Annotated in this window: 18 protein-coding genes; 9 read left to right on the top strand and 9 right to left on the bottom strand. The window is 60.7% G+C overall.

Translation table 11 applies throughout. The annotated features are described in order from the left end of the window. The first annotated feature begins 110 nt into the window (after positions 1–110). The 9 genes from PYK22_RS01465 to PYK22_RS01425 all read left to right on the top strand — a co-directional run bounded on the left by PYK22_RS01465 (position 111) and on the right by PYK22_RS01425 (position 12,472). A complete protein-coding gene (locus PYK22_RS01465; RefSeq protein ID WP_041973409.1) occupies positions 111–3,500 on the top strand; it encodes a TonB-dependent receptor in 3,390 nt (1,129 codons plus the stop codon). A 48-nt stretch (positions 3,501–3,548) separates the two neighbouring features. Further along, positions 3,549–5,414: a hypothetical protein gene (locus tag PYK22_RS01460; RefSeq protein ID WP_041973407.1), complete on the top strand. Its 1,866-nt coding sequence runs from the start codon at positions 3,549–3,551 to the stop codon at positions 5,412–5,414. Between the two features lie 55 nt (positions 5,415–5,469). Beyond that, positions 5,470–5,811, top strand: a complete 342-nt coding sequence (locus tag PYK22_RS01455) for a cupin domain-containing protein (RefSeq protein WP_041973404.1) — start codon at positions 5,470–5,472, stop codon at positions 5,809–5,811. Between the two features lie 94 nt (positions 5,812–5,905). After that, positions 5,906–8,212: a TonB-dependent receptor gene (locus PYK22_RS01450; RefSeq protein ID WP_041973401.1), complete on the top strand. Its 2,307-nt coding sequence runs from the start codon at positions 5,906–5,908 to the stop codon at positions 8,210–8,212. A gap of 94 nt (positions 8,213–8,306) precedes the next feature. Then, positions 8,307–8,525, top strand: a complete 219-nt coding sequence (locus PYK22_RS01445) for a hypothetical protein (RefSeq protein WP_041973399.1) — start codon at positions 8,307–8,309, stop codon at positions 8,523–8,525. 4 nt (positions 8,526–8,529) lie between these two features. After that, positions 8,530–9,402 carry a heme/hemin ABC transporter substrate-binding protein gene (locus PYK22_RS01440; RefSeq protein ID WP_060635207.1) on the top strand — a complete coding sequence of 291 codons (873 nt, stop codon included), beginning with the start codon at positions 8,530–8,532 and terminating at the stop codon, positions 9,400–9,402. An 11-nt stretch (positions 9,403–9,413) separates the two neighbouring features. Beyond that, a complete protein-coding gene (locus tag PYK22_RS01435) occupies positions 9,414–10,484 on the top strand; it encodes a FecCD family ABC transporter permease (protein ID WP_041973397.1) in 1,071 nt (356 codons plus the stop codon). A 14-nt stretch (positions 10,485–10,498) separates the two neighbouring features. After that, positions 10,499–11,326, top strand: a complete 828-nt coding sequence (locus PYK22_RS01430) for a heme ABC transporter ATP-binding protein (RefSeq protein ID WP_211197578.1) — start codon at positions 10,499–10,501, stop codon at positions 11,324–11,326. Positions 11,327–11,431: 105 nt separating this feature from the next. Beyond that, a complete protein-coding gene (locus PYK22_RS01425) occupies positions 11,432–12,472 on the top strand; it encodes a hemin-degrading factor (RefSeq protein ID WP_041973394.1) in 1,041 nt (346 codons plus the stop codon). A 124-nt stretch (positions 12,473–12,596) separates the two neighbouring features. On the opposite strand, the gene PYK22_RS01420 is transcribed toward PYK22_RS01425, so the two are convergent. The 9 genes from PYK22_RS01420 to PYK22_RS01380 form a co-directional block, all read right to left on the bottom strand. After that, positions 12,597–13,679: a PAS domain-containing sensor histidine kinase gene (locus PYK22_RS01420; protein ID WP_041973392.1), complete on the bottom strand. Its 1,083-nt coding sequence runs from the start codon at positions 13,677–13,679 to the stop codon at positions 12,597–12,599. Positions 13,680–14,006: 327 nt separating this feature from the next. Then, positions 14,007–15,416, bottom strand: coding sequence for a sigma-54-dependent transcriptional regulator (locus PYK22_RS01415; RefSeq protein ID WP_099606145.1), 1,410 nt, complete (start codon positions 15,414–15,416; stop codon positions 14,007–14,009). Positions 15,417–15,439: 23 nt separating this feature from the next. After that, on the bottom strand, positions 15,440–15,973 hold the full coding sequence (locus PYK22_RS01410; protein ID WP_041973388.1) for a hypothetical protein: 534 nt from the start codon (positions 15,971–15,973) through the stop codon (positions 15,440–15,442). A 70-nt stretch (positions 15,974–16,043) separates the two neighbouring features. Further along, positions 16,044–16,451 (bottom strand): cupredoxin domain-containing protein, encoded by a 408-nt coding sequence (locus PYK22_RS01405; RefSeq protein ID WP_041973701.1) that lies wholly within the window; start codon positions 16,449–16,451, stop codon positions 16,044–16,046. 66 nt (positions 16,452–16,517) lie between these two features. Then, positions 16,518–19,007: a heavy metal translocating P-type ATPase gene (locus tag PYK22_RS01400; RefSeq protein WP_211197577.1), complete on the bottom strand. Its 2,490-nt coding sequence runs from the start codon at positions 19,005–19,007 to the stop codon at positions 16,518–16,520. Between the two features lie 97 nt (positions 19,008–19,104). After that, the gene (locus tag PYK22_RS01395; RefSeq protein ID WP_083437498.1) at positions 19,105–22,278 is read right to left on the bottom strand and encodes an efflux RND transporter permease subunit; all 3,174 of its coding nucleotides are present in this window, start codon (positions 22,276–22,278) and stop codon (positions 19,105–19,107) included. Between the two features lie 61 nt (positions 22,279–22,339). Beyond that, the gene (locus PYK22_RS01390) at positions 22,340–23,101 is read right to left on the bottom strand and encodes a DUF305 domain-containing protein (RefSeq protein WP_162199768.1); all 762 of its coding nucleotides are present in this window, start codon (positions 23,099–23,101) and stop codon (positions 22,340–22,342) included. A gap of 111 nt (positions 23,102–23,212) precedes the next feature. Continuing rightward, positions 23,213–25,282: an efflux RND transporter periplasmic adaptor subunit gene (locus tag PYK22_RS01385; protein WP_041973387.1), complete on the bottom strand. Its 2,070-nt coding sequence runs from the start codon at positions 25,280–25,282 to the stop codon at positions 23,213–23,215. A 68-nt stretch (positions 25,283–25,350) separates the two neighbouring features. Further along, entirely contained in the window at positions 25,351–25,944 is a 594-nt protein-coding gene (locus PYK22_RS01380) for a hypothetical protein (RefSeq protein WP_041973384.1), read from the bottom strand. Positions 25,945–25,966: the final 22 nt, after the last annotated feature.

Genomic DNA, 25,966 nt, shown 5'->3' with positions numbered 1-25,966 from the left:
GCTATGACCCAAATTATCTTTACAATCGGGTCGCAAAGGCCGTTTCGGGGGAGATTTTTCGCAATATTTCGGATATTTTGTTCAATTACAACTCAAAATGGAGAGACCATATGCGAACCGCACGCCTTCTGACCATCGGCCTTCTCCTCCTCGCGCTCAGCCCTGCTCCAAACGCTCAGATGACCAGCGTGGGACGCATCTCCGGCACAGTGCGAGACTCTTCGGGAGCGGTGATCCCCGGAGCCACCATCACCGTGATCAACGTGGCAACCAATCTCAAGCGCACGACGACGACCGACGAGGATGGTTTTTACACCGTAACTAACCTGCCCATAGGGACCTACCTCGTAACAGCCGAACAGCGAGGGTTCAAAAGGGCAGCCCAGTCGGATAACGTTCTGACCGCCGATGCGCGTTTGACCGTCGATTTAACGCTCGAACCCGGAGATCTTTCCGAAACAGTCGAAGTCAGCGCCGCCACCGGCGAGACCGTCAATATGGCTTCGGGCGAAGTGGCGCGCGTCATCGACAGTCAACAAGTCCAGAACCTAGCGCTCAATGGACGCAATTACATTCAGCTGCTCTCCCTGATCCCCGGCGTCGCCTTGATCACCGACGACCAGCTAGAGCTGAGCACCAGCCTCGCCACCAATCAACAATCGATCAATGGCAATCGCGGTCAGATGAACAACCTGACCGTAGACGGAGGCTTCAACCTGCAATCTGGCAGCAACGCCAGTCAGATCAATAACGTGGGGATCGATTTCATCCAGGAGGTAAAGATCCAAACGGCCAATTTTTCGGCCGAATATGGGCGCAACGCTGGCGCTCAGATCAACGTCGTAACTAAATCCGGGACCAACGAGTTCCACGGCAGCGCCTTTGAGTTCTTGCGCAACGACAAGCTTGACGCACGCAACTTCTTTGCCCCGATTCGCCCGCCGCTCCGTTACAACGATTTCGGCTACAGTTTAGGAGGGCCAATTGTCAAGAACAGGTTCTTCTTCTTCGGCGGGCAAGAGTGGAAGAAGATCAGACGCCTCTCCAATCCGGTAGTGCGCACAGTTCCGACGTTAGCCGAGCTGAATGGCGACTTCTCATACCGTCTACGCGGACCGGATGGTATCGTCGGAACAGCCGATGATGGTTTCCTGAGGGATCCGAGCAAAAGCGGCAGTTGCGGGCTTGTCAACGGGCAGCCAGTCCGTACCGCGTGCTTTCCCGGCAACATCATTCCAGCTAGCCGCATTACCGCTGACGGGCGCGCCATAGCTAGCGTTTACCGTACCATGATCGGCTTAGCCACAAGCTATATAGACGCACCGGTTGGGAACAATATCACCTTTCAGCAACCCAATCCGCTTGATTTTCGCGAAGACATTCTCCGGCTCGACTATCGATTCAACGAACGACACAGCATCTATGGACGCTACATACACGACAACAACGATCTGATCGATCCTTTCGGCACGTTCATCAACTCACAACTGCCGACGATCCCGAGCCATCGTTTACGCCCTGGCACCTCGTTACAGGTCTCACACACTTGGATCATAAGACCGACGCTCATCAACGAAGGGAAAGCGACCGGCGCCTGGGTTTCGCAGCGCATCCCACCAGCCAGCGAATACTGGAAGCGCGAAACCTACGGCTTCACTTTTCAACAACTCTTCACCGGCGGAGGGCCATACGAGAACTCCATCCCCGACACGAGCATCACCGGATTTGCGAGTTTCAATGGTGCGGCCCGCTCTCTGGTTTCGCCGACAACCGATATCACCTTCAGCGATACGCTGACTTGGGTGCACGGCAACCATACCGTGAAGACCGGACTCGTCATCATTCGCAATCGGATCGATCAGAACGGGCGCACGACATACGCCGGGCAGGTGAGCTTTAGCACAAGCGGCAACCCCAGAACCACAGGCAATGCGCTTGCCGATGCGCTGCTGGGGAATTTCCGCACGTATAGCGAAGCGAGCGCCGACCCGGTCGGTTTCTTCCGTTTTACCCAGATCGAATCCTTTGTCACTGACAATTGGCGCGTCCACCGACGCTTCAGCACCGAGTTCGGCCTGCGTTATCAATTCGGCACACCGATTTACACTCAAGCCAACAATCTGACCAACTTCGATCCCACGCGCTACGATCCAAGTCAAGCGGTGACGGTGTTGGCCAATGGCACGATCGACCTTTCGCGCGGCGGCAATCGATATAACGGACTGGTCCGCGCAGGCGATGGCGTGCCATCAAGCGAACTGGGGCGCGTCCCCAACGCAACCAGTCCCGAGGTTCAAGCTGTGCCGGCGGGAGCGCCGCGCGGACTCTACAAAGGGCATCACTACTTCATGCCGCGCGCGAGCTTCTCCTACGCCCCCTTTGCCGATAACAGAACGGCCATCCGCGGCGGTTTCGGCATCTATTATGACCGGATTGAAGGGAACCTCATCTTCCCATCGCTCAACAATCCGCCGTTCGTTAAGAGCGCGCAATACGAGAACGGCAATCTCAGTAACATAACGGGAGGCACGACCGCCGCTGCCCCCTTCGCAGATATTTTCGCCGTAGATCCTAACCTCGCCACCCCGTATACGATGAACTACAGCCTGAGCGTACAACGCGAGCTGCCGTATGGCTTCTTCGCCGAAGCCGCCTATGTCGGAAATCTCGGGCGCCACTTGATTAGGCAACCGGATATCAACCAGCCGAGCTTCGAAACGTTGGCTTCTAATGCCGCCCTCCCGTCGAACCAACGCGCGTCGATCAACGCTCTGCGCCCGTATAAGGGATACTCGGCGATACGCATGCGCTTAAGCGACGCCACTTCTAATTATCACGCGATGCAACTCTATGCCGCTAAGCGTAAGGGTGGCTTGCTGATAACTCTCAGCTATACCTGGTCCAAAGTGTTGACTGACGCGAGCGGTTTTAACGATAATCCAGAAGACCCATTCAATCGCCGGTTCAACTATGGTCCAGCCACTTTCGATCGCCGTCACATCTTCGTTGCGACCTACACTTACAAGATCAAGGGCTTCGCTCAGGCCCCGACATTGCTTAAAGCGCTCTTCAACGGATACGAGATAAGCGGAATCACGCGCCTGCAATCGGGCCAATACTTCACGGTGACCGGCAACACGTCCATCGGCAATCGCCGCGCCGACTGTCTCGGTGGCCCAGCATTGGTTCCAGACGGCGAACGCGGCCCGGCGAACTGGATCAATCGAGCCGCCTTCGCTCCCGCGCCGGATACGCGTCGCGGGACCTGCGGCGTTGGCACCGTATTAGGTCCCGGCTGGCAGACATGGGATTTCTCGATTCGTAAACGCGTCGCGCTGAACGAAAGGTTCAGATTGCAACTGCAAGCCGATATCTTCAATGCGTTCAATCGAGCGAACTTTCGCGATGTCGAAACCAACTTGAACAGCTCGGCGTTCGGACAACTGACCGCAGCCGGTCCGGCGCGCAACATCCAGTTTGGCATGAAGCTGACTTTTTGAGCCGAGCGCTCTGATCCGCGCAGAGAATCGATGGGGAGCATCTGTCACATGAAACCGCTAGCCAAGTTGGGATTCATCATCTGCCTCTCATCGGCGCTAACTCCGGTCATCGCCGGGAGACGCGCCGCGATCATCACGCGGGACGAACTGCGCAGCGAGATCGCCGACTTCCTCGGCGCCGAACTGACCATCCACTTAAGCGCCATCCAATCGCTCGATCCGCCGCCGCGCGCCGTCCTCGGCGCAGGAGCGACGGGCGAATATACATGGGGGACGTTCATGCGCGCGCTCGCCGCTTACGCCGAACTGACGGGTCAGCGCACGCTCGCGGGGCGCGATCTAGCGAAAGAGGTCGGGCAGATCGGCCTTTTAGAGCACCGGCTCGGCGGCACGCGCTTCTCCCAGCTCTATGCCGTCTTGGCACTGCGCCATTTCGGACGCGACTTGAACAGCAATCCGGTCTGGCTCAACCTGAGCGATAAAGAACGCGCCGCGTGGCGCAAGCTCCTCGACGTATCGTCGTTCTATGATCCGAAGTCACAACGCGTCATCAATCTGCCGGAGAACTATCTGGGAGTCGCGGCCCGCATCGCGAGCACCAGCTACCAACTCGGATTGCTCAAAGACCGCGCCTTACTCGACAACGTGCTTACGCGCGCAGCGCGCCCTTTCTTAAACGGCGCGCTATATGCCGACGATGCGCCGCCGACCGGTCGCTACGATCGATACTCGAACGAGTACGCTCGATACGTCTGGGAAGCGGCAGAGATGGCCGACCGCAAAGACATCCTCGAAGCCTTACGGCCATCGCTTCGCGCGCAGATGAGGCTGTGGTGGGATCTGATCGCGCCGGATGGCTACGGTTACAATTGGGGGCGCAGCCTAGGGGTCGTCAGCTACCTCGACACGCTAGAGATCGTCGCGTTCCTGGCCCAGCATCCGGAATTCCGCCCGGCGCCGCTCGAACAATTGGCCAGCGCCTATTACAGGGCTTGGCGGTGGCTGCGGCGCGATTACGATGATCAGAAGCACATGCTTTCGATCTTCGCCTTCGGGCGCGGCAACTATTCGTACATCACGCGCGATCGCGAGTGGCAGCAGACGGCGAGCTTTTTTGGGAAAACGGCCCTCGCTCAACGCCTTCTGCTCGAAGCGCTCGACCGCGAAGGGATCTCACAGTTCCCGTCTGAAATAGCGCGCTCCCCAGTCGCGCGCTTCGAATTCTTCCGCCGGGCTCCGAGAGCAGCAGGCGTTTGGGTTGTCCGCCAGGGGGCGCTCCATTTCGCGCTCCCCATCACGACCGGCACCAAACCCGGAATCGCCGATTACCTGCCGGCCCCGCATGGATTGCCGGGCGTCGCCGCTCCCGTCGAACAGATCTATCCGGCGCTCGTCCCATTTCTCGAATTAGCTGACGGCCGAACGATCGTCGCCGCCGACGGGGCCGATACGATAGAACCTTCGGCGGATGGACGCAGTTTGCGCGTCGTGTGGCGGCGTTGGGCCGTGATTGGGAATCGCGCCGGACAGCTGAGCGAGCCGCGCATCACGAGCGAAGTCACGTGGCATCTGGACGGCGATACCATCGTGCGCGAAGAGACGCTCATGGCCGACGAAGAGATCGTCATCCGTCAGTGGAGATGCGCCGTACCGCTGACGGCACCACGTTATGAGTTGCGCTTCGGAGAAAACAATGAGCGCTGGGACCGCTTCTCATCGACCGAAGCGGTTCTCGAGCTCAATGCGCTAGCCGATTGGCCATTGCGCATCTATGCCTGGGCCACCGGCGACACGCCGCTCGGACGCGGCGCGCGCGGGGCGATCCCCTTGCACTTGATTTACGAAGCGCGCGATCTAGTCTTGCTGCGGCATAAACCGATGCGTTGGCGTCTTACGCTCAGGTTGACCCGCTGATCTTCTCTCGAGCCCGTGCGCGAAAGCGCGAGGGCTAACCATCCTGTTGCCGAGCATGAAGCTTCCGAAGCGTATAAACTGGGGAGAGATCCCCATCGAAAAGGTGGCGGAAGGGATCGAACGTCAAGTGATCGTCGGCGAGAAGCTGATGCTCTGTCGCCTGCGCTTCGCGCCGCGAATCATCACGCCGGAACATAGTCATCCGCATGAGCAGATCACTTTGGTCGAACGCGGGCGCGTGCTCTTTCTTCTCGACGGAGAAGAGGTTGTGGCCAGCGCGGGCGAGGCGCTCTATTTTCCGCCGAACAGCCGACACGGGGCGACGATGCTGGATGAGGAGGTGATCCTGATCGATATCTTCGCCCCTCCGCGCCGAGACCTTTTGCCGGATAGATAGGGGATTGCGGGGTTGACAGTCGAGGGGGAGAGATTTATAATTGAAATTGAAAGTCGTTTTCATTTTCAATCAAAGATCGCTGTGAGGAAGCTTCATGTCCTATCCGCTCGAACGCCCAAAAGTCATCATCATCCTCTTTCTCGCCGTCTGCTCCGCCTCAGCGCAGGCTCAAACCGGCTTCCTTCGCGGGCGTGTCACGGACACGCTGGGCGCGGTCGTACCGAATGCGCCCATCATGCTGCGAAATCTGACTACAGGATTAGAGCGCACGACGACGACCGGAGCCGACGGAACGTTCGTCTTCGCTGGCGTGCGCGAGGGGCGCTATCTTCTGACGGTTACGGCATCCGGTTTCGCGCCGCTCTCAAAAGAGATCGACACGATCGCGCAGGAGATCGCGTTGACCCTAGAACCGGCCCCCTTGCACGAACAGACCATCGTTGTCTCCGGATCGCGCCAAGAGGAGTTGCGCGAATCGTTGAACGCGCGCGTTGAAGTGTTGACGAGAGCGCGCATCCGCGACACAGGATATGAGACGGTCGCCGAAGTCTTGCGCGAACTGCCGGGCGTTGTGACGCGCCGCGGATCGGAGACGGCGGGCGCCGCGGGCGAACAGATTCAAGGCATAGATTCGCGCCAAGTGCTCGTTCTGCTCGACGGCCAGCCGCTTATCGGCGCGCGCGGCATCAAGAGCGGCATCATCAACCTAGATCGCCAATCCACAGGCAAGCTCGAGCGCATCGAAGTCGTCAAAGGAGCTGCCTCTTCGCTCTATGGCTCGGATGCGATCGGCGGCGTCATCAATCTCATCACGCGCGAGCCTTCTTCCCCCATCGAGTTCTCGTTCACCTCTTCGGGCGGCAGTTTCGGCGTCTTCGATGGGCGCGGCGAGCTCGGCTTCGCGCGCGATCGGATAAGCGGCTACTTCGATTTCGAGCGTCACAAGAATAATGGCTTCGATCTTACGCCGACGACCTTCGACACGACCGGAGCGGGATTTCATCGCTACGACGCTTACGGTAGATTGCGCTTTCAAGCGACACGAACGCTCTTTTTGACCACATTTGCCAACGGCTATTGGAACCGATCGCAAGGGCGCGCTCTCGGTGAGCAGGGAGATCAGATCAATTGGACCGACGAAGAATCGCAGAATTACGGTCTCAATGCAGAGTGGCAGATGAACGCGCGCACGACCGTGCAGGCACGCGGCTATTTCGCGCGTTTCGATGAGATCTCGCGCGGAAGGCTGGCGCCACCGCTCAACACCGCCTTGCCCGACGGCAACCTTTTCGAGCGGTTCGGCAAAGCTGATGCAACTATCACGCGCATCATCGGCGAAAGACAACTGCTGCAAGCGGGCGGCGAATGGCTGACCGATCGCTATCGCGGCATCAATCGTCTTCGCGACGCGAGCGGAGAGCGCGCCGACATGCGTACTTTGTGGGCGCAGGACCGCATCAGCTTGAACCGTTTAACACTGATCTTGGGCGCGCGATACGACGATCACTCGATCTTCGGCGCAGCTTTCAGTCCGAAAGCTGGCGCCAATCTGCGCATCAATGAGAATCTGCGTTTGCGCGCTTCTTACGGACGCGGCTTTCGCGCTCCGGATCTCGGTCAGCTCTACTATCGCTTTCTCAATCCGACGAGCTTTTATCAGGTGATCGGCAACCCGCACCTTGAACCCGAACACGCCAACTCATATCAACTGGGCAGCGAATACGCGACGCGGCGCGGGAGCTTTCGCTTCGGCTTGAATCTCTTTCGCAACGATGTCGCCAACCTGATCGAAGCCGTCAATCTCGGGTTCATCGCAACCCGCGCTCAGCTTGCAGCCATAATGGCCCGCGAAGGCATCGATCCATCTTTCGATCCCGTGCTCAATCGCCTTCTCTTCTTCTACAAGAACGTGCGCGATGCGAGGACGCAAGGTGTGGAGCTAGATACGGAGATCATCTTGCCGCGCGGATTTGCCGTCGGTGGGGCCTACACTTACTTAGACGCGCGCGATGAGACGGCTCATTTACCTCTCACCGGTCGCCATCGCCACCAAGGGTTCGTCAGGATCGCATGGGAAGCGCCGCGTCGAGGTCTACGTCTGAATTTACGCGGCACGTTCTACAGCTCATGGATTGCGGCGCGCTCGACTGCAGGGAGCATCGTTCGCGACACGATCGCTCCGGGATTTGCGCTTTGGGACGTTTATGGAGCGAAGCGATTGTTCAACACAGAACGCGGCACGCTTGAGGTATTCGGTGCCATCGATAATCTCAACGACAGCCGCGATCCGAATACAGGTCGGTTAGATGCGCAAGGCAATCCACTGCCTATCTATCGTCCAGAGCAGGGACGCACGTTCCGCGTAGGCTTGCGCTACAGTTTCGCCAGCGGACGCAAATGAAACGTCGAAACCTTTCGAGCTTCTTCTCCCGATCTCGAAGCTAAGGCGCGATTGCGCGTAAATTCACCGTCGCCTTTCCCAATGGAGGGTTGAGATGCAAAACCATCAGAATTTCGAAAGAGGATCTCATGCGCTTTGGGTCTGGTATTGCCAATCCTGTCACGCTTTCCACGTACGCGCCAATCAAGTTATCTTGACTTTTTCGCACGAGGAGTACGCGGCATTTACGCGCGCCGTCGTCGCGTGCTACTGCCAAAATGCTGCTTCCTTCGACGAAGCGGAAGAACCGCTGGTGAGTTTGACGACCAACTGAAACGATGTCTTTCCGCACGCCATCGAACTGGTTCTGTTGCGCCCTCCTGCTCCTCTGTGCGCTCGCCGCGTGCGTGTCGCGCGAAATACCGGAGCGGGCGACGCGCATCGTCTCCATCGGCGGATCGGTGACCGAAATCGTCTACGCGCTCGGCGCACAAGATCGACTCGTCGGCGTCGATACTTCGAGCCTCTACCCGGAAGAGGCGCGCCGTTTGCCGCAGGTCGGTTACTTGCGCCAGCTATCTGCCGAAGGAGTGTTGTCATTGAGACCGACGCTCGTGCTCGCGACCAACGATGCTGGACCGCCAACGGCGCTTGCGCAGATTCGCTCTGCCGGCGTCCCTTTGAAGATCATCCCATCGGAGCATTCAGTCGAAGGGGTCAAAGCGAAGATACGTGCCGTCGCGCAGGCGCTTGGGCTTGAAGCGCGTGGCGAAGAACTGGTCCAGCAGTTCGCGCGCGACATGGGCGAAGCGCGCGCGCTCGTCGCGCAGGCCCGAACTCGCCCGCGCGTCATTGCCATCGTTGCGCGCGGACCGAACGCGATCAACGTTGCCGGCACGCACACTGCCATTGATGAGATGATCAAACTGGCCGGGGGCATCAACGCCGTTTCCGGTCTTGAAGGATACAGATCTTTGACGCCGGAAGCCGCCGTCGCGGCGGCACCCGATGTGATCCTTGTCACATCGCGCGGGCTTGAGAGCATCGGCGGAGTCGAGGCGTTGCTTCGCACACCGGGCCTCGCACTCACCCCGGCGGGTCAACACCGGCGCGTCGTCGCACTGGACGACCTGCTCCTCCTCGGCTTCGGGCCGCGCACAGGCCAAGCCGTGCGCGAACTCTGCTTAAAGCTGCACGATATCGGGCGTTGAAGGACCGAAGTATGGTTGAAGTCACGGCCAGTCTGGAGAGGCAGATTCACAAGCGCCGCGCGCTTCTGTGCGCTCTCGTGGCGGCGCTCTGCGCGCTCATGCTCCTTGCTCTCAGCATCGGGGCGACGCCATTCACGCCAGCGGAGGTATTGGCCGTCTTCTTGCGACGACTCGGCTTCAACTCCCTTGCCGTTGAGGAACAGCGCGAGAAGGTGCTTTTCGCGATCAGGCTGCCGCGCGTCCTTTTCGGCGTGATGATCGGGGCGGGATTGGCGACCTCTGGAGCCGTTATGCAAGGGCTGTTTCGCAATCCGTTGGCCGATCCCGGTTTAGTCGGCGTCTCGAGTGGCGCAGCGCTCGGCGCCGTCACCATGATCGTGCTCGGCGGGCCGCGTTATCTCCTTGGCCATTCTATCCTGCTACCCCTCGTCCCCGGCGCAGCCTTCGCTGGCGGACTCGTTGTCACACTGTTCGTGCTACGCTTTGCGCGCTCCGCCGGGAAGACCGATACGGCGACCATGCTTTTAGCTGGCATTGCGATCAACGCGCTGGTTGGAGCTTTCATTGGTTATTTGACCTATATCGCGACGGACGTTCAGCTGCGCGACATCGCCTTTTGGAGTCTGGGCAGTTTGAGCGGCGCGACGTGGGCCACCCTACTCGTCACCGCGCCTTTCATCCTGCTAGCCGTTCTCTCGTCGCTTCAGCTCGCCGGAGCTTTAAATGCCATGCTTCTGGGCGAAGCCGAAGCCGGCCATCTCGGCGTCGCCACGGAAAAGGTAAAGCGGCGCGCCGTCATCTTCGTCGCGCTTGCCGTCGGCGCGGGCGTGGCGTTCGCCGGAACGATAGGCTTCATCGGACTCGTCACGCCGCACTTGCTCCGCCTGCTCATTGGGCCGGACCATCGTCACCTTTTGCCCAGCGCGGCTTTGCTCGGCGCTTGTTTGATGCTAGCGGCGGACGCGATCGCGCGTTCGGCGGCGGCCCCCGCCGAGCTTCCAATCGGCATCGTGACGGCTTCGCTCGGCGCGCCGTTCTTCCTCTGGCTGCTTGCGCGCCGCCGACGCGGGCTGAGCGTTTGAATGGGGCTTTTCCGATGTGCGGAGAGGTCATTCTCGAAGCGGAAGGGATCGCCGTGAGGCGCGAGACAAGAGCGCTATTGCGCGAAGCATCGCTGGCTTTGCGGACCGGCGAATTGGTTATCATCGTCGGCCCGAACGGCGCGGGGAAATCGACATTGCTGCGCGTGCTGAGCGGCGAACTTGCGCCGTCTGCGGGCACGGTCGCGTTGCGTGGACGCGAGTTAGGGCGTTGGCGCAAAGATGAGCTTGCGCGCGTGCGTGCCGTGCTGCCGCAAAACTCTGCGCTCGACTTCCCCTTCACCGTCTTCGAAGTCGCGCTGCTCGGGCGGCTGCCGCACGCGCGCGGCATGCATCCGACGCGGCGCGATCGACAGATCGCATGGGCTGCGCTCGAACTGACCAGCACTGCGGAACTATCTGCGCGCCTCTATCCGACGCTTTCGGGAGGCGAACGCCAGCGTGTGCAACTGGCGCGCGTGTTGGCGCAGATTTGGGAAAGCGATGAGCCGCGCTGCCTGTTGCTCGATGAACCGACGACCAATCTCGATCTGGTCCACCAACATGCGACGCTCAAGATCGCGCGCGCTTTTGCCGAACGGAATACTGGCGTCATCGCCGTGCTCCACGACTTGAACCTTGCGGCGCAGTACGCTGATCGCGTTGCGGTCCTCCATCGAGGCGAGATCGTCGCCATCGGACCTGTCAGCGACGCGCTCGCACCGGAACTGGTCCATCGCGTCTTCGGCCTCGAGACTGTGGCTCTTCGTCATCCTGAGCTAACGACCCATCTGCTCGTGCCGAAGGACGGCGCGTGCAAGAAGGAACGAACCGATTCGCAATAGGCGAGATGGTGATCGCCTCCTGTGCGGCGAAAGGCGCTCAAGCGCAGAGGTCGCGCTCGTCATCCGAGCAAAGCGAGAAGAATTTTAATTCTGGAGGTGAGTGAGATGTCCGAGTTGAACGATGCGCGCGAACTCAAACGTCGATGGCAAAGGTTACGCGAGGAAGAGCCGAATTTGAAGGCGCGCGAAGCGGCCTCTAAGCTCGGCGTCACCGAGGCCGAACTAGCCGCATTGGGATGCGGCGACACGGTCACGCGGCTCGCAGGCGATTGGGGCGAAATGCTCGCGGAGCTCGGCGCGCTGGGCCGCGTCATGGCCATGACGCGCAACGAAGAGGCCATTAGCGAACGCAAAGGCCGCTATCATCCGGTCGAGATCTTTCGCGAACAAGGGCGCCCACTGATGGGACAGGTCCTCGACCGAGGCATAGATCTCCGGCTCTTTCTCGCGCACTGGAAGAGCTGTTTCGCCTTCGACGACGGGAAGCGGCGCAGCTTGCAGTTCTTCGCACCGGATGGCACGGCGATCCACAAAATCTTTCTGACGGACGAAAGCGACCACGACGCCTTCGCCGAACTTGTCGCGCGGTGGAGGAGCGACGACCAATCTCCCGCGCAAAGAGTCGAACCGCGACAGCCGTCGCCACCCGAAAGACCAGACGATGAGGTAGATGTCGAAGAGTTGCGTCGGGCTTGGATGAGCATGCGCGATACGCATGAATTCTTCAGGTTGACGCGCGATTTCGGAGTGACGCGCCGACAAGCGTTGCGGCTCGCTGGCCCGGAACTGGCGCGCGAGACTTCGCCGATGAGCTTCCGCCATCTGCTACATGAAGCATCACGGCGCAAGCTGCCGATCATGATCTTCGTCGGCAATCCGGGCGTTATACAGATTCACACTGGACCGGTCGAGAACATCCGCATCGTCAATCACTGGGTCAACGTGCTCGATGCGGACTTCAACCTGCACGTCCGCGAAGACCGCATCGCCTCCTGCTGGATCGTGCGCAAACCGACGACCGATGGCATGGTGACGAGTCTTGAGCTGTACAACGAAAGCGGCGAACAGATCCTGCTCATGTTCAGCAAACGCAAACCTGGGTGTGAAGAGTCCGCCGAGTGGCGTGAGCTTCTGGCGACGCTCTAGCGGCCCGCTCGACGAAACGGTCCGCTCAAGATAATCAGCGCTCAGGCGCTGACTCCTTCGTGTGTCGCCTCGGAGAAGCGAAGTTTCGCGCGAATGATCTTTTAGGCAAGATGCGCGTGGCGATTCAGTTTGCGCCGGGCAACGCCAGACGAAAGATCGCGCCCTTCTCCCCGTTCCTGAAGGTCAACGTGCCGCCGTGTTCGATGGCGACCTTATAGGCGATCGAGAGCCCGAGTCCGAGCCCGCGCTCTTTGGTCGTAAAGAACGGATCGAAGATGCGCGCCGCGATCTTCGGGTCGATTCCGCCGCCCTCATCCTCCACCTCGACGCTCACGCCGTTTCGATCGCTCGTATTCGTCCTGAGCGTCAGCGTGCCGCCGCGCGCCATCGCTTGCAGCGCGTTCAGGCAGAGGTTCATGAGCGCTTGCCGTATTTGCGCGCCATCGGCCATCGTTTCGAGCTTTCGCGCGGCAAGCCGCCGTTCGACGCGCACGCCTTGCATCCCCGCTTGGCGTTCGACGAGCGCGGCGACTGAAGCGACGATTTCATTGAGATCGACCCGCTCGACTACGGGTTTCGGCGAACGCGCGAAGCGCAAGAACTCTTCGACCAATCGATCAAGACGATCTATCTCGCGTTTGGCGATCGCGGCGAATTCGCGGCGCGGGTTATCGGGCGAAATGCCATCTTCCATGATCTCGACGGCGCCTTTGATCGCGCCGAGCGGGTTGCGCACTTCATGGACGATGGCGGCAGAAAGTTCGCCAAGCGAGATCAGCCTATCGGCGCGCAAAAGCTGCTCGAAGGTCTGCCTCAATTCGGCATAAGCGCGTTGCAGTTCCGCCGCCGTCTGCTCGGCGCGCGCGCGCGCCGTCCGACTCCGGTCGCCGAGCGCACCTGTAACGATGCCGACCACGTTGAAGAGGATTATTTCGGCGTACTGGTTGAGCGCATAATCCGGATTGCTGTGCTGCCAGTGCATGAGCACATGAGGGACGTAAGCGATGCTGGCAAACAACGCGGCAGATAGCCCGCCACGCAGTCCGAAACGCACCGCCGCGACGATGATCGGGATGTAATAAAGACGCTGGTAGATTTGATGGAGGACGATCCGGTCAAGCGGCGTCACCAGATGCAACGCCGTGATCGAAAGCGTCGCCGCTGCCACACCAGCGGCGTAAAGCAGAGTTGAGCGCTGAACTTTCATCGCCAGTGGCGACCTAGCGAAAGATGGTCACTTCAAAGCCCCTTAAGGCCCTCTTAACTCTCTTTGCGCCCGCTCGCGCACGGCATTTGCAAAATAAGATGATCTTTGCTCTCTTCGTGTTCGGATGACGGTTTCGTGACTTCAAGCGTCCCATTGTCGTGCGTAAAGCGCGGCGCACTTTGGTTATTGTGCTCTTCAATCGAACTTCGCAACAGATCCCAATCGATCCCGTCTGAAATGACTCTCTGCCCGGCGAATCTGCGCCACTCAGAGCGCCTTCCTGCGAGAAAATTCTATCGTCAGCCGACAGATAGCAACAACGGAACGTTATCGTGGCTCTTCGCCCGTTTGCGTCGTTTTGTCTCCTCCCGTCTCTTCCGTAAGTCCGTACTTCTGCATGCGGTAGATGAGCGCGCTGCGCGTGATGTTCAGATAGCGCGCAGTGCGCGTCTGGTTCCCGCCGTGCATCAGGAGAGCTTGTCGAATGATCTCGCGCTCGACCGCTTCGAGCGAAATACCGTCCGGCGGCAAATGCACGAGCACGTTGGATGCGCCGCGAAGAGTGTTCTTGATCTGATCGGGCAGATCATCCAGCGTCAACACGTCGCCGCGTGCGAGCACGACCATGCGCTCGATCGTGTTCTTCAGTTCGCGCACGTTGCCCGGCCAAGCGTAAGCGTTGAAAGCGGCAAAGACCTCGCGCGCAATGCGCACGGGTGGACGACCGTGCCGCTCGCACGCCTGTTGCAAGAAGTGCTCGACAAGCACGGGGATGTCTTCGCGTCGCTCGCGCAGCGGCGGGAGTTCGACGGGCACGACGGCGAGCCGATAGTAAAGGTCCTCGCGAAACGCGCCATCGGCGACCATCGTCTGAAGATCCCTGTTGGTCGCGGCGATGATGCGCACATCCACTTTGCGCGGCGCGCTCTCTCCCAAACGAACGATCTCGCGCTCCTGCAAGGCGCGCAACAGTTTGCTCTGCACGCCGAGCGGCATGGCGCTTATTTCGTCGAGAAAGAGCGTGCCGCCCGAAGCCTCTTCGAATTTGCCTTTGACGTCGCGCGTTGCGCCGGTGAAAGCGCCGCGCCGATGGCCGAACAATTCTGATTCGACGAGCGTCTCCGGAATGGCAGCGCAATTGACGGCGACGAACGGACCAGCCGACCGCGCGCTGGCAAGATGTATCCCGCGGGCGATCAACTCCTTGCCCGTGCCCGATTCGCCTGTGATGAGAACAGTCACGTCCGAAGGCGCGACGCGCTCGACCACTTCGAAGACGCGCCGCATGGCGGGCGAATCGCCGACGACGTTCGCCAGACTGAAGCGCTCATGCACGAGCCGCCGCAAGCGCGCCAACTCCGCCATCTTCTGGCCAAAGGCGAGCGCCTTCTCCACCGTCAAACGTATCTGATCGCGGTTGAAAGGCTTGGTGATGAAGTCGAACGCTCCGGCGCGCATCGCTTCGACCGCCGTTTCGACATCGCCATAGGCTGTGATCACGATGACCGGAACGCCGTCGTTGATGGCGCGGGCGCGTCGCAGAAGCTCGAGTCCCGATAGCCCCGGCAAACGCACGTCCGTGACCAAGCAAGAGATCTCTTCGTTGACGAGAATATCCAAAGCCGCCGACGCATCTGCAACCGCCAGCACGCGATAGCCGCTCTCGGTCAGCTGAAACTCGAGGACGCGCCTCAAGCTCTCATCATCGTCCACGATGAGCAGCGCAGGTTGCGGCATACGATGGTGTTCCGACATGGCGTTCAAGCGACGGGCGGAGTGCGACGCGGCGCGGTCTGCCATGCGGCGATGGCGCGCAGAGTCTCCACCGCTTCGCGCGTGCGCCCGGCCACGACTTGCTCGCTGAAGCGTATGTACTGCTGGGCCAGCTCATCTATGATCCGCGCGTCCTCGCCGATCAGAGCAAGCACCGTCTGCGTCAGTTCGTCGCGCGCCGGATGAGATTGACTTTGTAACATGCGCACGTGGTTGACAATGCGCATGGCGGGGCTGTCGAGTTGACGATGGAAGGCGATGATGGCCTCTTCGAGCGCGCGCAGTTCCCTTTCGCGCCAGTTGGCGCGCCACAAAACGAACCCGAACGCGCTTGCGATCAACAGAAAAAGCGCACGGAAGAACAACTGCGTCGCCCCGGGAGCGAAAAGCTCAGCGGCGAAGCCTGCGAGCACGTCCGTTTCGGCGCTCATTTGCACGTGCATCGCCGCGTCCACGATCCACATCACCAGCCCGAGACTGACGCCGAAGATGATCTCCTTGTAACGCCACGCTGACTTCATAGCTGCCATACCGCCGCCACGAGCGGCGATTGCTTCACCGACCCCCTAGCACTACTACGCGCGTCGAAGTTCACCTGCTCGGTTCGACGATCAACTTCCCGCGCAGCATCCGCATGCCGCACGTGAAAGTGTACTCGCCCGGCGCGTCGGGCGTAAACTCAACGATGGTCGTCTGAAAGGGCGGAAGATCGCGCACGATGCCGAAATCGCTGAAGATCACCTGCTCGCTACAGGAAGCCGTCTCCTCGCGCCGGAACTTGAGTCGGACGGGTCGCCCCTGCTTGACGACGATGGTATCGGGCGAGTAACCGCCTTTGACCGTGATCGAGATCTCCTGCACTCCGGTTTCGGTCGTCTCAGCCGCGACGCCTCGACGTTCGCCGAAGAAGTACCAGAGCACGAAGATGATCGCCGCTATGCCGACCGCGATCACCATCCATTCGCTCGCGTCCAACGTCGCTAAGATCCAAACTGTCATACTTCGCTCTTCTTTCGCGCGTCGCATTGCAACGGCCACCTTTCGCCGTTGAACCGCGACGTTCCGTCAACGGAATCTGCGCAACCGCAGACTGTTCGCGACCACCGACACGCTCGACAAGCTCATCGCCGCGCTCGCGATGATCGGCGAAAGCAGCCATCCAGTGAACGGGTAGAGCACGCCCGCCGCGACCGGAATGCCGAGCGTGTTGTAGATGAAGGCCCAGAAGAGATTCTGTCGGATGACGCGCATGGTCGCGCGCGCGAGCCTTATGGATGTTGCGACGCTGCGCAGATCGTCGCGTATGAGCGTGATGTCGGAAGCCTCGATCGCCACATCCGTCCCCGTCCCGATGGCGATGCCGACATCGGCTTGCGCGAGCGCCGGTGCGTCGTTGATCCCATCGCCGACCATGCCGACGGTCTTCTTCTCTTCTTGCTGCAGGCGCTTGACTTCGCGCGCTTTGTCTTGCGGCAAGACTTCGGCGAGCACCCGTTCGATGCCGACAGTGCGCGCTACTGCTGCCGCCGTTCGCCGATCATCTCCCGTGATCATGACGACTTCGAGCCCCATCAGCTCCAACATCGCCACCGCTTCGCGCGCTTCCGGCTTGATTTCGTCGGCGATGGCGATCAGACCGGCGAAACGCCCATCCACTGCCGCATAGACCGGCGTCTTTCCATCAGCGGCGAGCTTCGCCGCCTGCGCCTCGAACCCATCGAGCGCGACCTGACGCTCGCGCATGAGCTTTAAGTTCCCGAGCAACAGTTTGCGCCCTCCGACTTGCGCTTCGATGCCGTAGCCGGCGAGCGCCTTGAAGTCGTTCGGCTCGCTGAGTTCGAGGCCGCGCGCCTGCGCCGCTCGCACGATCGCTTCGCCGAGCGGATGCTCGCTGGCGCGTTCGGCGGAAGCGATCAAACGCAACAGCTCATCAGTAGCCAGATCATTCGCCGCGACGATGTCAACGACGGTCGGGCGTCCTTTGGTGATGGTGCCGGTCTTGTCGAGCACGACGACTTGCAGCCGATGGGCCGTCTCCAACGCTTCGCCGCCCTTGATTAGAATGCCGAGTTCGGCTCCGCGTCCCGTGCCGACCATGATCGCCGTCGGCGTCGCTAGTCCCAGCGCGCACGGGCACGCAATGATCAGCACCGAGACGAAATTGACGAGCGCCATATTCAAACGCACATCCGTCGGCGCAGCCACGTACCAAACCACAAAGGTCGCAATCGCCACGCAGATGACGATGGGCGTGAAAATACCGCTCACCACATCGGCAAGCCGCGCGACGGGAGCTTTCGCGCCCTGCGCTTCTTGGACCAGTTTGACGATCTGCTGCAGGACGGTATCCTTGCCGACCTTCGTCGCCCGAAACTTGAAACTTCCGGTCCGATTGATGGTCGCTCCGAAGACCTCATCGCCCGGACCCTTTTCGACCGGCAAGCTCTCGCCCGTCAACATCGATTCATCGACGGCGCTCGATCCTTCGATGATGACGCCATCGACCGGAATCTTCTCGCCAGGTCTCACCACGACTAAATCGCCCGGCACGACCTCTTCGACCTGTACCTCCAACTCGCGGCCATCGCGGATGACGCGCGCCGTGCGCGGTTGCAACCCGATGAGACGACGGATCGCGTCGCTCGTTCGTCCCTTCGCGCGCGCTTCCAACATCCGCCCGAGCAGAATGAGCGCGATGATGACGCTCGTGGCCTCGAAATAGACCGGCACACCGTGCCCCGTGGCCGCTGGAGCGAAGAAGCGCGGGAAGATGGTCGCCGCCACTGAATAGACGTAAGCCGTGCCGGTGCCTACTGCGATCAGCGTGTTCATGTCGGCGGCGCGATGGCGAAACGCGGCCCACGCTCCCCTGTAGAACTGCGCGCCGCAGTAGAAGACGACCGGCGTCGTCAAGACGAGTTGCAACCAGTCGCTGCCGGGAAAATCGAATCGCCCGTGCGACATGGCGATGAAAAGGACCGGAAGAGAAAGGACCGCCGCGACGATGAATTTTCGCCGCAAGCTTCGATACTCCGCCGCGTGCGCGTCGTCTTCTTCGACGAGACCGTGCGGCCCCTCGCCGCTCGTTTCGCGCACTTGGTAGCCGAACTCCTCGATGGCACGGCGGATCGCCTGCGCGTCTGTGACGCCCGGCAGGTACTCGACGCGAACCTCCATATTCACCAAGTTGAAGCTCGCCTCGACAACGCCGCGCAAGCGCTTCAGATGGCTTTCGAGCGGCTGGCTCGAACCCGACGGACGCGCCGAATCATCCACGATGAAACTGACATGAGACCTACCACCGACGTCGTAGCCGACATCTTTGACCGCGGCGATCAACCGTCGCGCATCGCACGCGCGCGGATCATATTCGACCGTGGCGCGCGAAGTGGCGAAGTTGACGTTGGCCTGTTTAACGCCCGCAACTTTGCGCAACTGTCGTTCGATGCGCCGCGCGCACGCCGCGCACGTCATGCCGGTGATCGGAAGATCAACGCGCTCGGTTCCGGCCTCACGGCCATCTTCGATCTCGGTCTGATCCACGGAAGCTTTCACGACTCGCTCCTGTTCTCGCCAGTCAACGCGGCGCGACCAAAGGCTTGCGGTCGCGTCCCGTGCTTTTGCCGTCTCCTCATTTTCATCCGATGCGCGATCAATCTCCAACGGGTTGCGGCGTCTCGACCGGCGCCGTCTTCTCTTCCCGAAGTTCCGGTTCCCTGAGCTGGCGCTCCCTGATGACGCGCTCGGCAATAGGCCGCCCGAACTTGTAGAAGACCGCAGGCGTCACCAACTGGTCCAGCAACGTCGACGTCAGAATGCCGCCGAGAACGACCACCGCCAGCGGATGCAAGATCTCTTTGCCGGGCGCGTCCGCCGCCAAGATGAACGGGATCAACGAAAGCCCAGCGGTCAACGCCGTCATCATCACCGGCACGAGCCGTTCGAGCGAGCCGCGAATGATCATTCGTTCGGTGAAGTCTTCGCCCTCTTCACGCATCAGGTGAATGTAGTGCGAGATCATCATGATGCCGTTGCGCGATGTGATCCCGATAAGCGAGATAAATCCGACCAGCGTCGCCACGGAGAAGACGCCGCCAGTGAGCAACATGGCGAAGATCGCGCCGATCAAGGCGAGCGGGATGTTGATCATCACCTGCAAAGCCGAACGCCAGTCGCCGAGCGCTTTGATCAAAAGGAAGAAGATAGCGACGACCGAAAAGAGGCTGAGCAGCGTGAGCTTGCGAGTCGCTTCTCGCTGCGCCTCGAACTGTCCGCCGTACTCGATGAAATAACCGGGCGGAAGCTGCACCTGTCGCTGCACGCGCTCTTGAATGTCGCGCACGACCGAACCGAGATCGCGTCCGGCGACGTTCGCTGAGACGACGATCCGGCGCTGCGCGTTCTCGCGCAGGATCTGATTCGGCCCCGGAAGGTTTTCGATGCGCGCAACAGCCGAAACCGGGATCTGCGTCCCTTGCGGCGTATCCACAGTCACGCTGCGAAGCGCATCGAGCGAAGCGCGCGCTTCGTCGTCGAAACGTATGACGAGATCGTAACGCCGTTGCGCATCGACGATCTCCGAGACCTTTTTTCCGTTGAGCGCCATCTCCAAAGTTTCGGCGATCTCACCCGGTGGCAGTCCGTAGCGGGCCGCTGCCTCGCGGTCGATCGCGAAACGCACCTGCGGGATGAGCACCTGCTTTTCGATCTGCACGTCGGTCGCCCCTTCGACCGTGCCGACGACGTTGGCGATCTCTTCGGCTTTGTCGCGCAAAGTCGCCAGATCATCGCCGAAGAGCTTGATGGCGATCTGCGCGCGCACACCCGATTGCAGGTGATCCAATCGGTGCGAGATCGGCTGCCCGACGTTGACCGTTACGCCCGGAATGGTCGCAAGCCTCTGCCGAATATCTCGCAGTATCTCATCGCGCGGGCGCTCGCTGCGCCGAAGGTCAACATCTATCTCCGCGGAGTGCACGCCTTCGGCGTGCTCGTCCATCTCGGCGCGACCGGTGCGCCGTCCGACGGCAACCACCTCAGGCACCTCCATGATCAACCTCTCGGCGATGCGACCGATGCGATCGCTCTCTTCGAGGCTGATTCCCGGTTCGGCCAAGAAGCTGACCGTCACTGTGCCTTCGTTGAACTCCGGCAGAAACGAGGTGCCGACGAAAGGCAACGTCGCGAGCGCGAGCGCAAGCAACGCGCCAGCGCCAGCCATGACGACGTTCGGATGACGCAACGTGTGGCGAAGCAGCCGTTCGTCCCAACGCTTCAGGAACCGGACCAGAAAGCTTTCGCGCCCATGCCGCATCACCTTCATCTGCGGCAATAAGTAAGAGGCGAGCGCCGGCGTTACCGTCAAACTCACCACGAGCGAGGCGATGAGCGACGTGATGTAGGCAAGACCGAGCGGCGCAAGCAACCGCCCTTCGACGCCGGTCAAAGCGAAAAGCGGAACGAAGACCAACGCGACGATGAACGTCGCATAAACGATGCTCGAACGGATTTCAAGCGATGCTTCGTAGATGACGCGCAGCGCCGGTTTCGGATTGGGCGACGCTCTGTTTTCGCGCAGGCGGCGAAAGATATTCTCTACATCGACGATGGAATCATCCACCAACTCGCCGATGGCGACGGCCAATCCGCCAAGCGTCATCGTGTTGATCGAGACGCCGAAGGCGCGGAAGACGAGAAAGGTGACGATGAACGAGAGTGGGATTGCCGTCAGCGTGATCGCCGTCGTCCGCAAGTTGAGCAGAAAAAGAAAGAGGACGATCGTCACCAATATCGCGCCATCGCGCAGCGCCTCGATGAGGTTGGTGATCGAAGCTTGGATGAAGTTCTCTTGACGAAACAGGCGCGGATTGACCTCGATGTCCGGTGGCAGCGTCGCCTGAATCTCACGGATCGCGCTGTCAACCTTTTCAGTCAACTCGATTGTGGAGGCGCCCGGTTGCTTCTGCACCGACATGATGACGGCGGGCTCGCCGTTGGTTCCAGCGTCGCCTCGCTTGACGCGCGGACCTTCTTTGACTTGAGCGACTTCGCCGAGCAAGACGGGCGCGCCGTTGCGATATGCAACCGCCGTCTTCTTTAAATCTTCGACCGTGTACGCGCGCGCCAGATTGCGGACGAGAAACTCTTGTGATTGCGCGTTGATGAACCCGCCCGTCGTGTTCAAGTTGGCGCGTTCCATCGCGCGCGCGATGTCTTCGATCGTCAACCCGAACTGCGTGAGCTTTGCGGGCGAGACGAGCACCTGATACTGCTTGACTTCGCCGCCGATGTTGATCACTTGTGCGATGCCGGGAATCGCCATCAATCGCGGTCGTATGGTCCAGTCGGCGAGCGAGCGCAACTCCATCGGACCGGTCGAGCCGTCACGCGAACGCACAGAGATCAGCATGATCTCGCCCATGATCGAGCCGATCGGCCCCATCATGGGCGTCACGCCCGCAGGCAATTGCTCGCGCGCGAGTTGAAGTTTCTCGCTCACCAACTGGCGGTTGCGGTAGAGGTCTGTCCCCCAATCGAACTCGACGGTGATCACCGACAGCCCGATGCCGCTTTGCGAACGGACGCGCGTCACGCCGGGCGCGCCGTTGAGCACCGTCTCGATCGGCACGGTGACGAGCGTCTCGACCTCTTCGGGTGCCAGCCCTGGCGCTTCGGTCAGGATCGTCACCGTCGGCTTGTTCAAATCGGGGAAGACATCGACCGGCAACTGAAGCGCGATGTAAGTCCCCCACGCCAGCGTCAAAGCCGCAATGGCGACGACCAATAAGCGGTTCTGCAACGACCACTTGATGACAACATCGAGCATCGAGCTCACCTCGCGCAACGAGCGGAGAGAGATCCGTCCGAACCTCTCTCCCGGTCAAGCGTCACTTCCCCCACTCGGTGCGCCACTTGCGCATCTGCGCGATTTCGGCCTGCTGTGCGGCGATGATCTGCTCGGCCAGTTTCTTCAACTCGGCGTGCTCGGCCCGCTCGAGCGCTTGCCGCGACATCACGACTGCGCCTTCGTGATGCGGGATCATCATGTCGATGAAGAGCAGATCGAAATCGCGCCCGCGCGCTTCCGCAAGCTGGCGCATATCCATCTGCATTGATTCGCGCATGCCGGGCAATTCCATGTTGATTGCCGGAGCACGCTCTCCGTACCACTCGGTGCGCCACTTGCGCATCTGAGCGATTTCGCGCTCCTGATCGGCGACGATCTTGCGCGCAAGCTCCTTCAGCTCTGCGTGCTCGGCGCGTCCGTCGGCCAGCCGAGCCATCTCTATCGCACCCTGATGATGCGCGATCATCGTGTCGATGAACTGCAAGTCGTAAGGAGCTTTTTCCGCGCCCGGCGAACTCTGCATCTGCGAGTGATCCATCATTGCGTGCCCATCGTGCATTTCGCCGTGCATTGCGTGCCCATCGTGCATTTCGCCGTGCATTGCGTGCCCATCGTGCATTTCGCCGTGGCGCGCGTTCTGGTTCGCCGTCGCGCTCTGCACTGCGTTCTCGTTAACCTTTTGCTGTCCAGCTCCGCACGCGACCGTGAGCGCCGCGACCAAACTCACAATCGCAACGACCGGCAACCGCTGCCGACGCGCTCGCTCGACTCCGCGACCGAACTTCACCTCCGTTGAATTCACAAGCCTTCTTCCTAAAGAGATTCTGTTCACCATCTTCTCCTCCATCACTCGTCAAACTATTCGCACCTCCTCGTCATCGGTAGGTCCGTTCTCGTCGCCAAGTCCGCGCAATCATCCCGGTCGCGCAGAACGTAACTGATAAACGCCATCGACGACGACGCGCTCGCCCCGACTCAGGCCCGATTTGACTTCGTAGAAGTCTTGTCCCTCGGCGCCGAGTAGAACGGCGCGCTTTTCGAACCTTTCGCCGCCGTTGAAGACGAAAACATACGTGCGCCCTTCTTCGGTGACGACAGCCCGTTTAGGCACGGCGAGCACGGGCGCCGTCTCGCCGATGTCGAAAACGATTTCGACGAACATGCCATCGCGCAAACGGTTCGCCGGATTCATGACCTCGAAGATCACCGGCACGGTCCGCGTCTGCGGATCGACCGCGGTTCCGATGGCGACGATGCGTCCGCGTCCGCCTTCGCCGAGATGAAAGACCTCTCCGGGAAATGCCGCCGTCGTGTAACTCGCCCGTCGCGCATCGCGCACCTTCGCCAAATCGCCTTCGAAGACTCGCGCTTCGAGATAGACAACCGACAGATCGACGATGTTCAACAGTTCGCTTCCCGCTTCGACCTGTTGCCCTGTCGTCGCTCTGATGTCGCTGACGACGCCCGCCACCGGCGCGATCAATGGGAAGCGTCGAACTGGACCGATGCGCTCTGCCCCCGCCTTCACCACGCGCGCCTGTTCGGCGGCGATGCGCGCTTGTTGTTCGGCGGCGAGAACCTCTTGTCGCGCGATCTGCACGGCGGTTTGCGCCTCTTCGACGCGCTTGCGCGGCACAGCGCCGACTTCGAGCAGTTCCGTCGCTCGGCGCAGTTCGCGCTCAGCTTGAGCGAGACGCGCGCGCGCTTGTTGCGCCAGCGCCTCTTGTTCAGCTCTTTTCGCCTGCTGCTCCAGCACGGCGCGCTGTAGCTCCGTGCGTTGCGCTTCAAGTCCAGCTTGTTCCGATGCGCCGAGGATCTGTTCGACCGTGCCGATCTGCTCGCCGCGCGCGACGAAGGAGCCGAGCGTCAATCCGTTCTTGAAAAAGACGCGCCCCGAGACGGGCGGCGCGATGGTCGCGCGCGAAGTGGGACGCGCGCGCACGACGCCGGTCACCTTCAGACCGGCAATCACGGGGCGTTCTTCGACCAACGCCGTGCGAATGCCGAAGAGCAACTGAGATTCTTTCGGGATGACGATCTCCGAACTGGTCGCCGCGCCAGTGGCCGCCGCCGCGCTTACGGTCACTTCGGTCGCCGTTCGAATTCGACGCGGCGGTTCGAAGCGCAGTAGAAGGAGCAGACCAATGGCGAATATGATGGCGGCGACGACGGTCGCGGGAGCGATGTGGCGTGCAACCCCTTTGCGCTCACTTCGCGCGCGCCATAATGGAGCGGAACGAATGACGACCACGCCGACCGAAAGCAATGCCAGAAGGAGAAGCCCGATCCAGAAGCTCCAATTGACTGGCGCTTTTGTGACCGAGACCGGGAAATCGACGGAGAAAGAACGCCCGTCGGCGAGCGCGAAGTCAAAAGCGATCTTGTACTCGCCAGCTTCACGAAAGACGTAGTGAACGCCGCGAACGCCCGGACTGCTCTCCGCGTGTGTGTCGAGCGCCGGTTCCAACGCGGTCCCATCAGCTCGACTCAAACGCGCCACGGCGCGTGCGATGTTCACTGACTGCAGACCTTCGCTCGACCCGAAAGCGCCTTCGACGCGCTCCAGAGCTTCGACCTCGAACTGCGCCTCTTCGCCTGTGCGCGGATCGAAAGGCATCTGACGCAAGCGGACGCGGAACTGACCGACGGGCGTCTGCACGTTCCGCTCAGCCATGCGCACTGCTGGACCAGCCGCGGTTCCGGTCGCGCGTTTCGGCGAGGCGCCGTGATCTTCGCCTTCGTGCGCGCGCGCCGTGACGAAAGCAAAGAGAAGAAGCGCGCTCAAAGTCACGCGCCACACTCGCACAAACGATCGCGACGAGATGGAGAAGAAGTTGAGATCTTCTTTGCGGCGAGAGCGCGCATCACGCGATGCGACCGGTTCAGCCGCGCACACACGCGCATCTCGAACGCGCTCTTGATCGCGAGCGCGCGCATCACGCCACCCGATCGTTTCAGTTAGCGCGAAGAAGGAACCTAACATCTTAGAGATCGCCACTTCCCTCTCTGCATGTTTCAGTCTCCCGGACCGGTTCGACATCCAGTTCATCTTCAGTGCGTATGCGGCGCCCCATAAAGCGCCTGCATGATGCGCGTATCCCGACGAATGGCGTCGGTGATGGCTCTTGCCAACCTTTCATCCATGCCGTGCGCTTGCACATCGCGCCCCAGCTGCAACGGGTCATCGTGACCTTTGCCTTGAAATTGTGTGAGAAACGCGAGCGGCAAGTCAGCGGCCCGCACCTCTTTGATATACGGCAATCCGTTGCGACTTTCGTAAACGACGACGAGACGCTGGCCTTCGACCTCGAGCACGGTCGCCGCTCCGACTTGTTTTCGCACCCCACCGCTCAGCGCATAACCCAGATAGGTCGTGTGCGCCGCGCTCTCAAGCTTCGCTCCAGATTCGCGCTCGACCTCAGCCGCTTGCGCGGCGGAGAGCTCCTTCCGTTCCGCAACCACAGTTTGCGCGCCAGCGAGCGCCGCCCGCACTTCCGCTGGCACATCGTTCGTCGTGGAGAGGTTTGCGTTGACTGCGGCTACATTTCTCAAGTTAGCGTTGGAAGAGGTTTTGCGCTTTTCGGTCGCGCATGCGCTCCAGAAGGCGACGCCCAAACTCAGCACCGAAATGATCGTTGCTCTCATCAACCTCCAAGCTCCGGAACAA

Origin of the sequence: Pyrinomonas methylaliphatogenes (assembly GCF_000820845.2) — a bacterium.
Lineage (GTDB): Bacteria > Acidobacteriota > Blastocatellia > Pyrinomonadales > Pyrinomonadaceae > Pyrinomonas > Pyrinomonas methylaliphatogenes.
This window is presented reverse-complemented; position numbering and strand designations above follow the sequence as displayed.

Bases quoted from the DNA above. Each gene is read 5' to 3' on its own strand.
- PYK22_RS01410 (WP_041973388.1), bottom strand. From the start codon at position 15,973: ATGAAGTCAGCGTGGCGTTACAAGGAGATCATCTTCGGCGTCAGTCTC.
- PYK22_RS01440 (WP_060635207.1), top strand. From the start codon at position 8,530: ATGTCTTTCCGCACGCCATCGAACTGGTTCTGTTGCGCCCTCCTGCTC.
- PYK22_RS01455 (WP_041973404.1), top strand. From the start codon at position 5,470: ATGAAGCTTCCGAAGCGTATAAACTGGGGAGAGATCCCCATCGAAAAG.
- PYK22_RS01465 (WP_041973409.1), top strand. From the start codon at position 111: ATGCGAACCGCACGCCTTCTGACCATCGGCCTTCTCCTCCTCGCGCTC.
- PYK22_RS01425 (WP_041973394.1), top strand. From the start codon at position 11,432: ATGTCCGAGTTGAACGATGCGCGCGAACTCAAACGTCGATGGCAAAGG.
- PYK22_RS01460 (WP_041973407.1), top strand. From the start codon at position 3,549: ATGAAACCGCTAGCCAAGTTGGGATTCATCATCTGCCTCTCATCGGCG.
- PYK22_RS01380 (WP_041973384.1), bottom strand. From the start codon at position 25,944: ATGAGAGCAACGATCATTTCGGTGCTGAGTTTGGGCGTCGCCTTCTGG.
- PYK22_RS01450 (WP_041973401.1), top strand. From the start codon at position 5,906: ATGTCCTATCCGCTCGAACGCCCAAAAGTCATCATCATCCTCTTTCTC.
- PYK22_RS01385 (WP_041973387.1), bottom strand. From the start codon at position 25,282: ATGTTAGGTTCCTTCTTCGCGCTAACTGAAACGATCGGGTGGCGTGAT.
- PYK22_RS01395 (WP_083437498.1), bottom strand. From the start codon at position 22,278: ATGCTCGATGTTGTCATCAAGTGGTCGTTGCAGAACCGCTTATTGGTC.
- PYK22_RS01405 (WP_041973701.1), bottom strand. From the start codon at position 16,451: ATGACAGTTTGGATCTTAGCGACGTTGGACGCGAGCGAATGGATGGTG.
- PYK22_RS01435 (WP_041973397.1), top strand. From the start codon at position 9,414: ATGGTTGAAGTCACGGCCAGTCTGGAGAGGCAGATTCACAAGCGCCGC.
- PYK22_RS01445 (WP_041973399.1), top strand. From the start codon at position 8,307: ATGCAAAACCATCAGAATTTCGAAAGAGGATCTCATGCGCTTTGGGTC.
- PYK22_RS01430 (WP_211197578.1), top strand. From the start codon at position 10,499: ATGTGCGGAGAGGTCATTCTCGAAGCGGAAGGGATCGCCGTGAGGCGC.
- PYK22_RS01420 (WP_041973392.1), bottom strand. From the start codon at position 13,679: ATGAAAGTTCAGCGCTCAACTCTGCTTTACGCCGCTGGTGTGGCAGCG.
- PYK22_RS01415 (WP_099606145.1), bottom strand. From the start codon at position 15,416: ATGCCGCAACCTGCGCTGCTCATCGTGGACGATGATGAGAGCTTGAGG.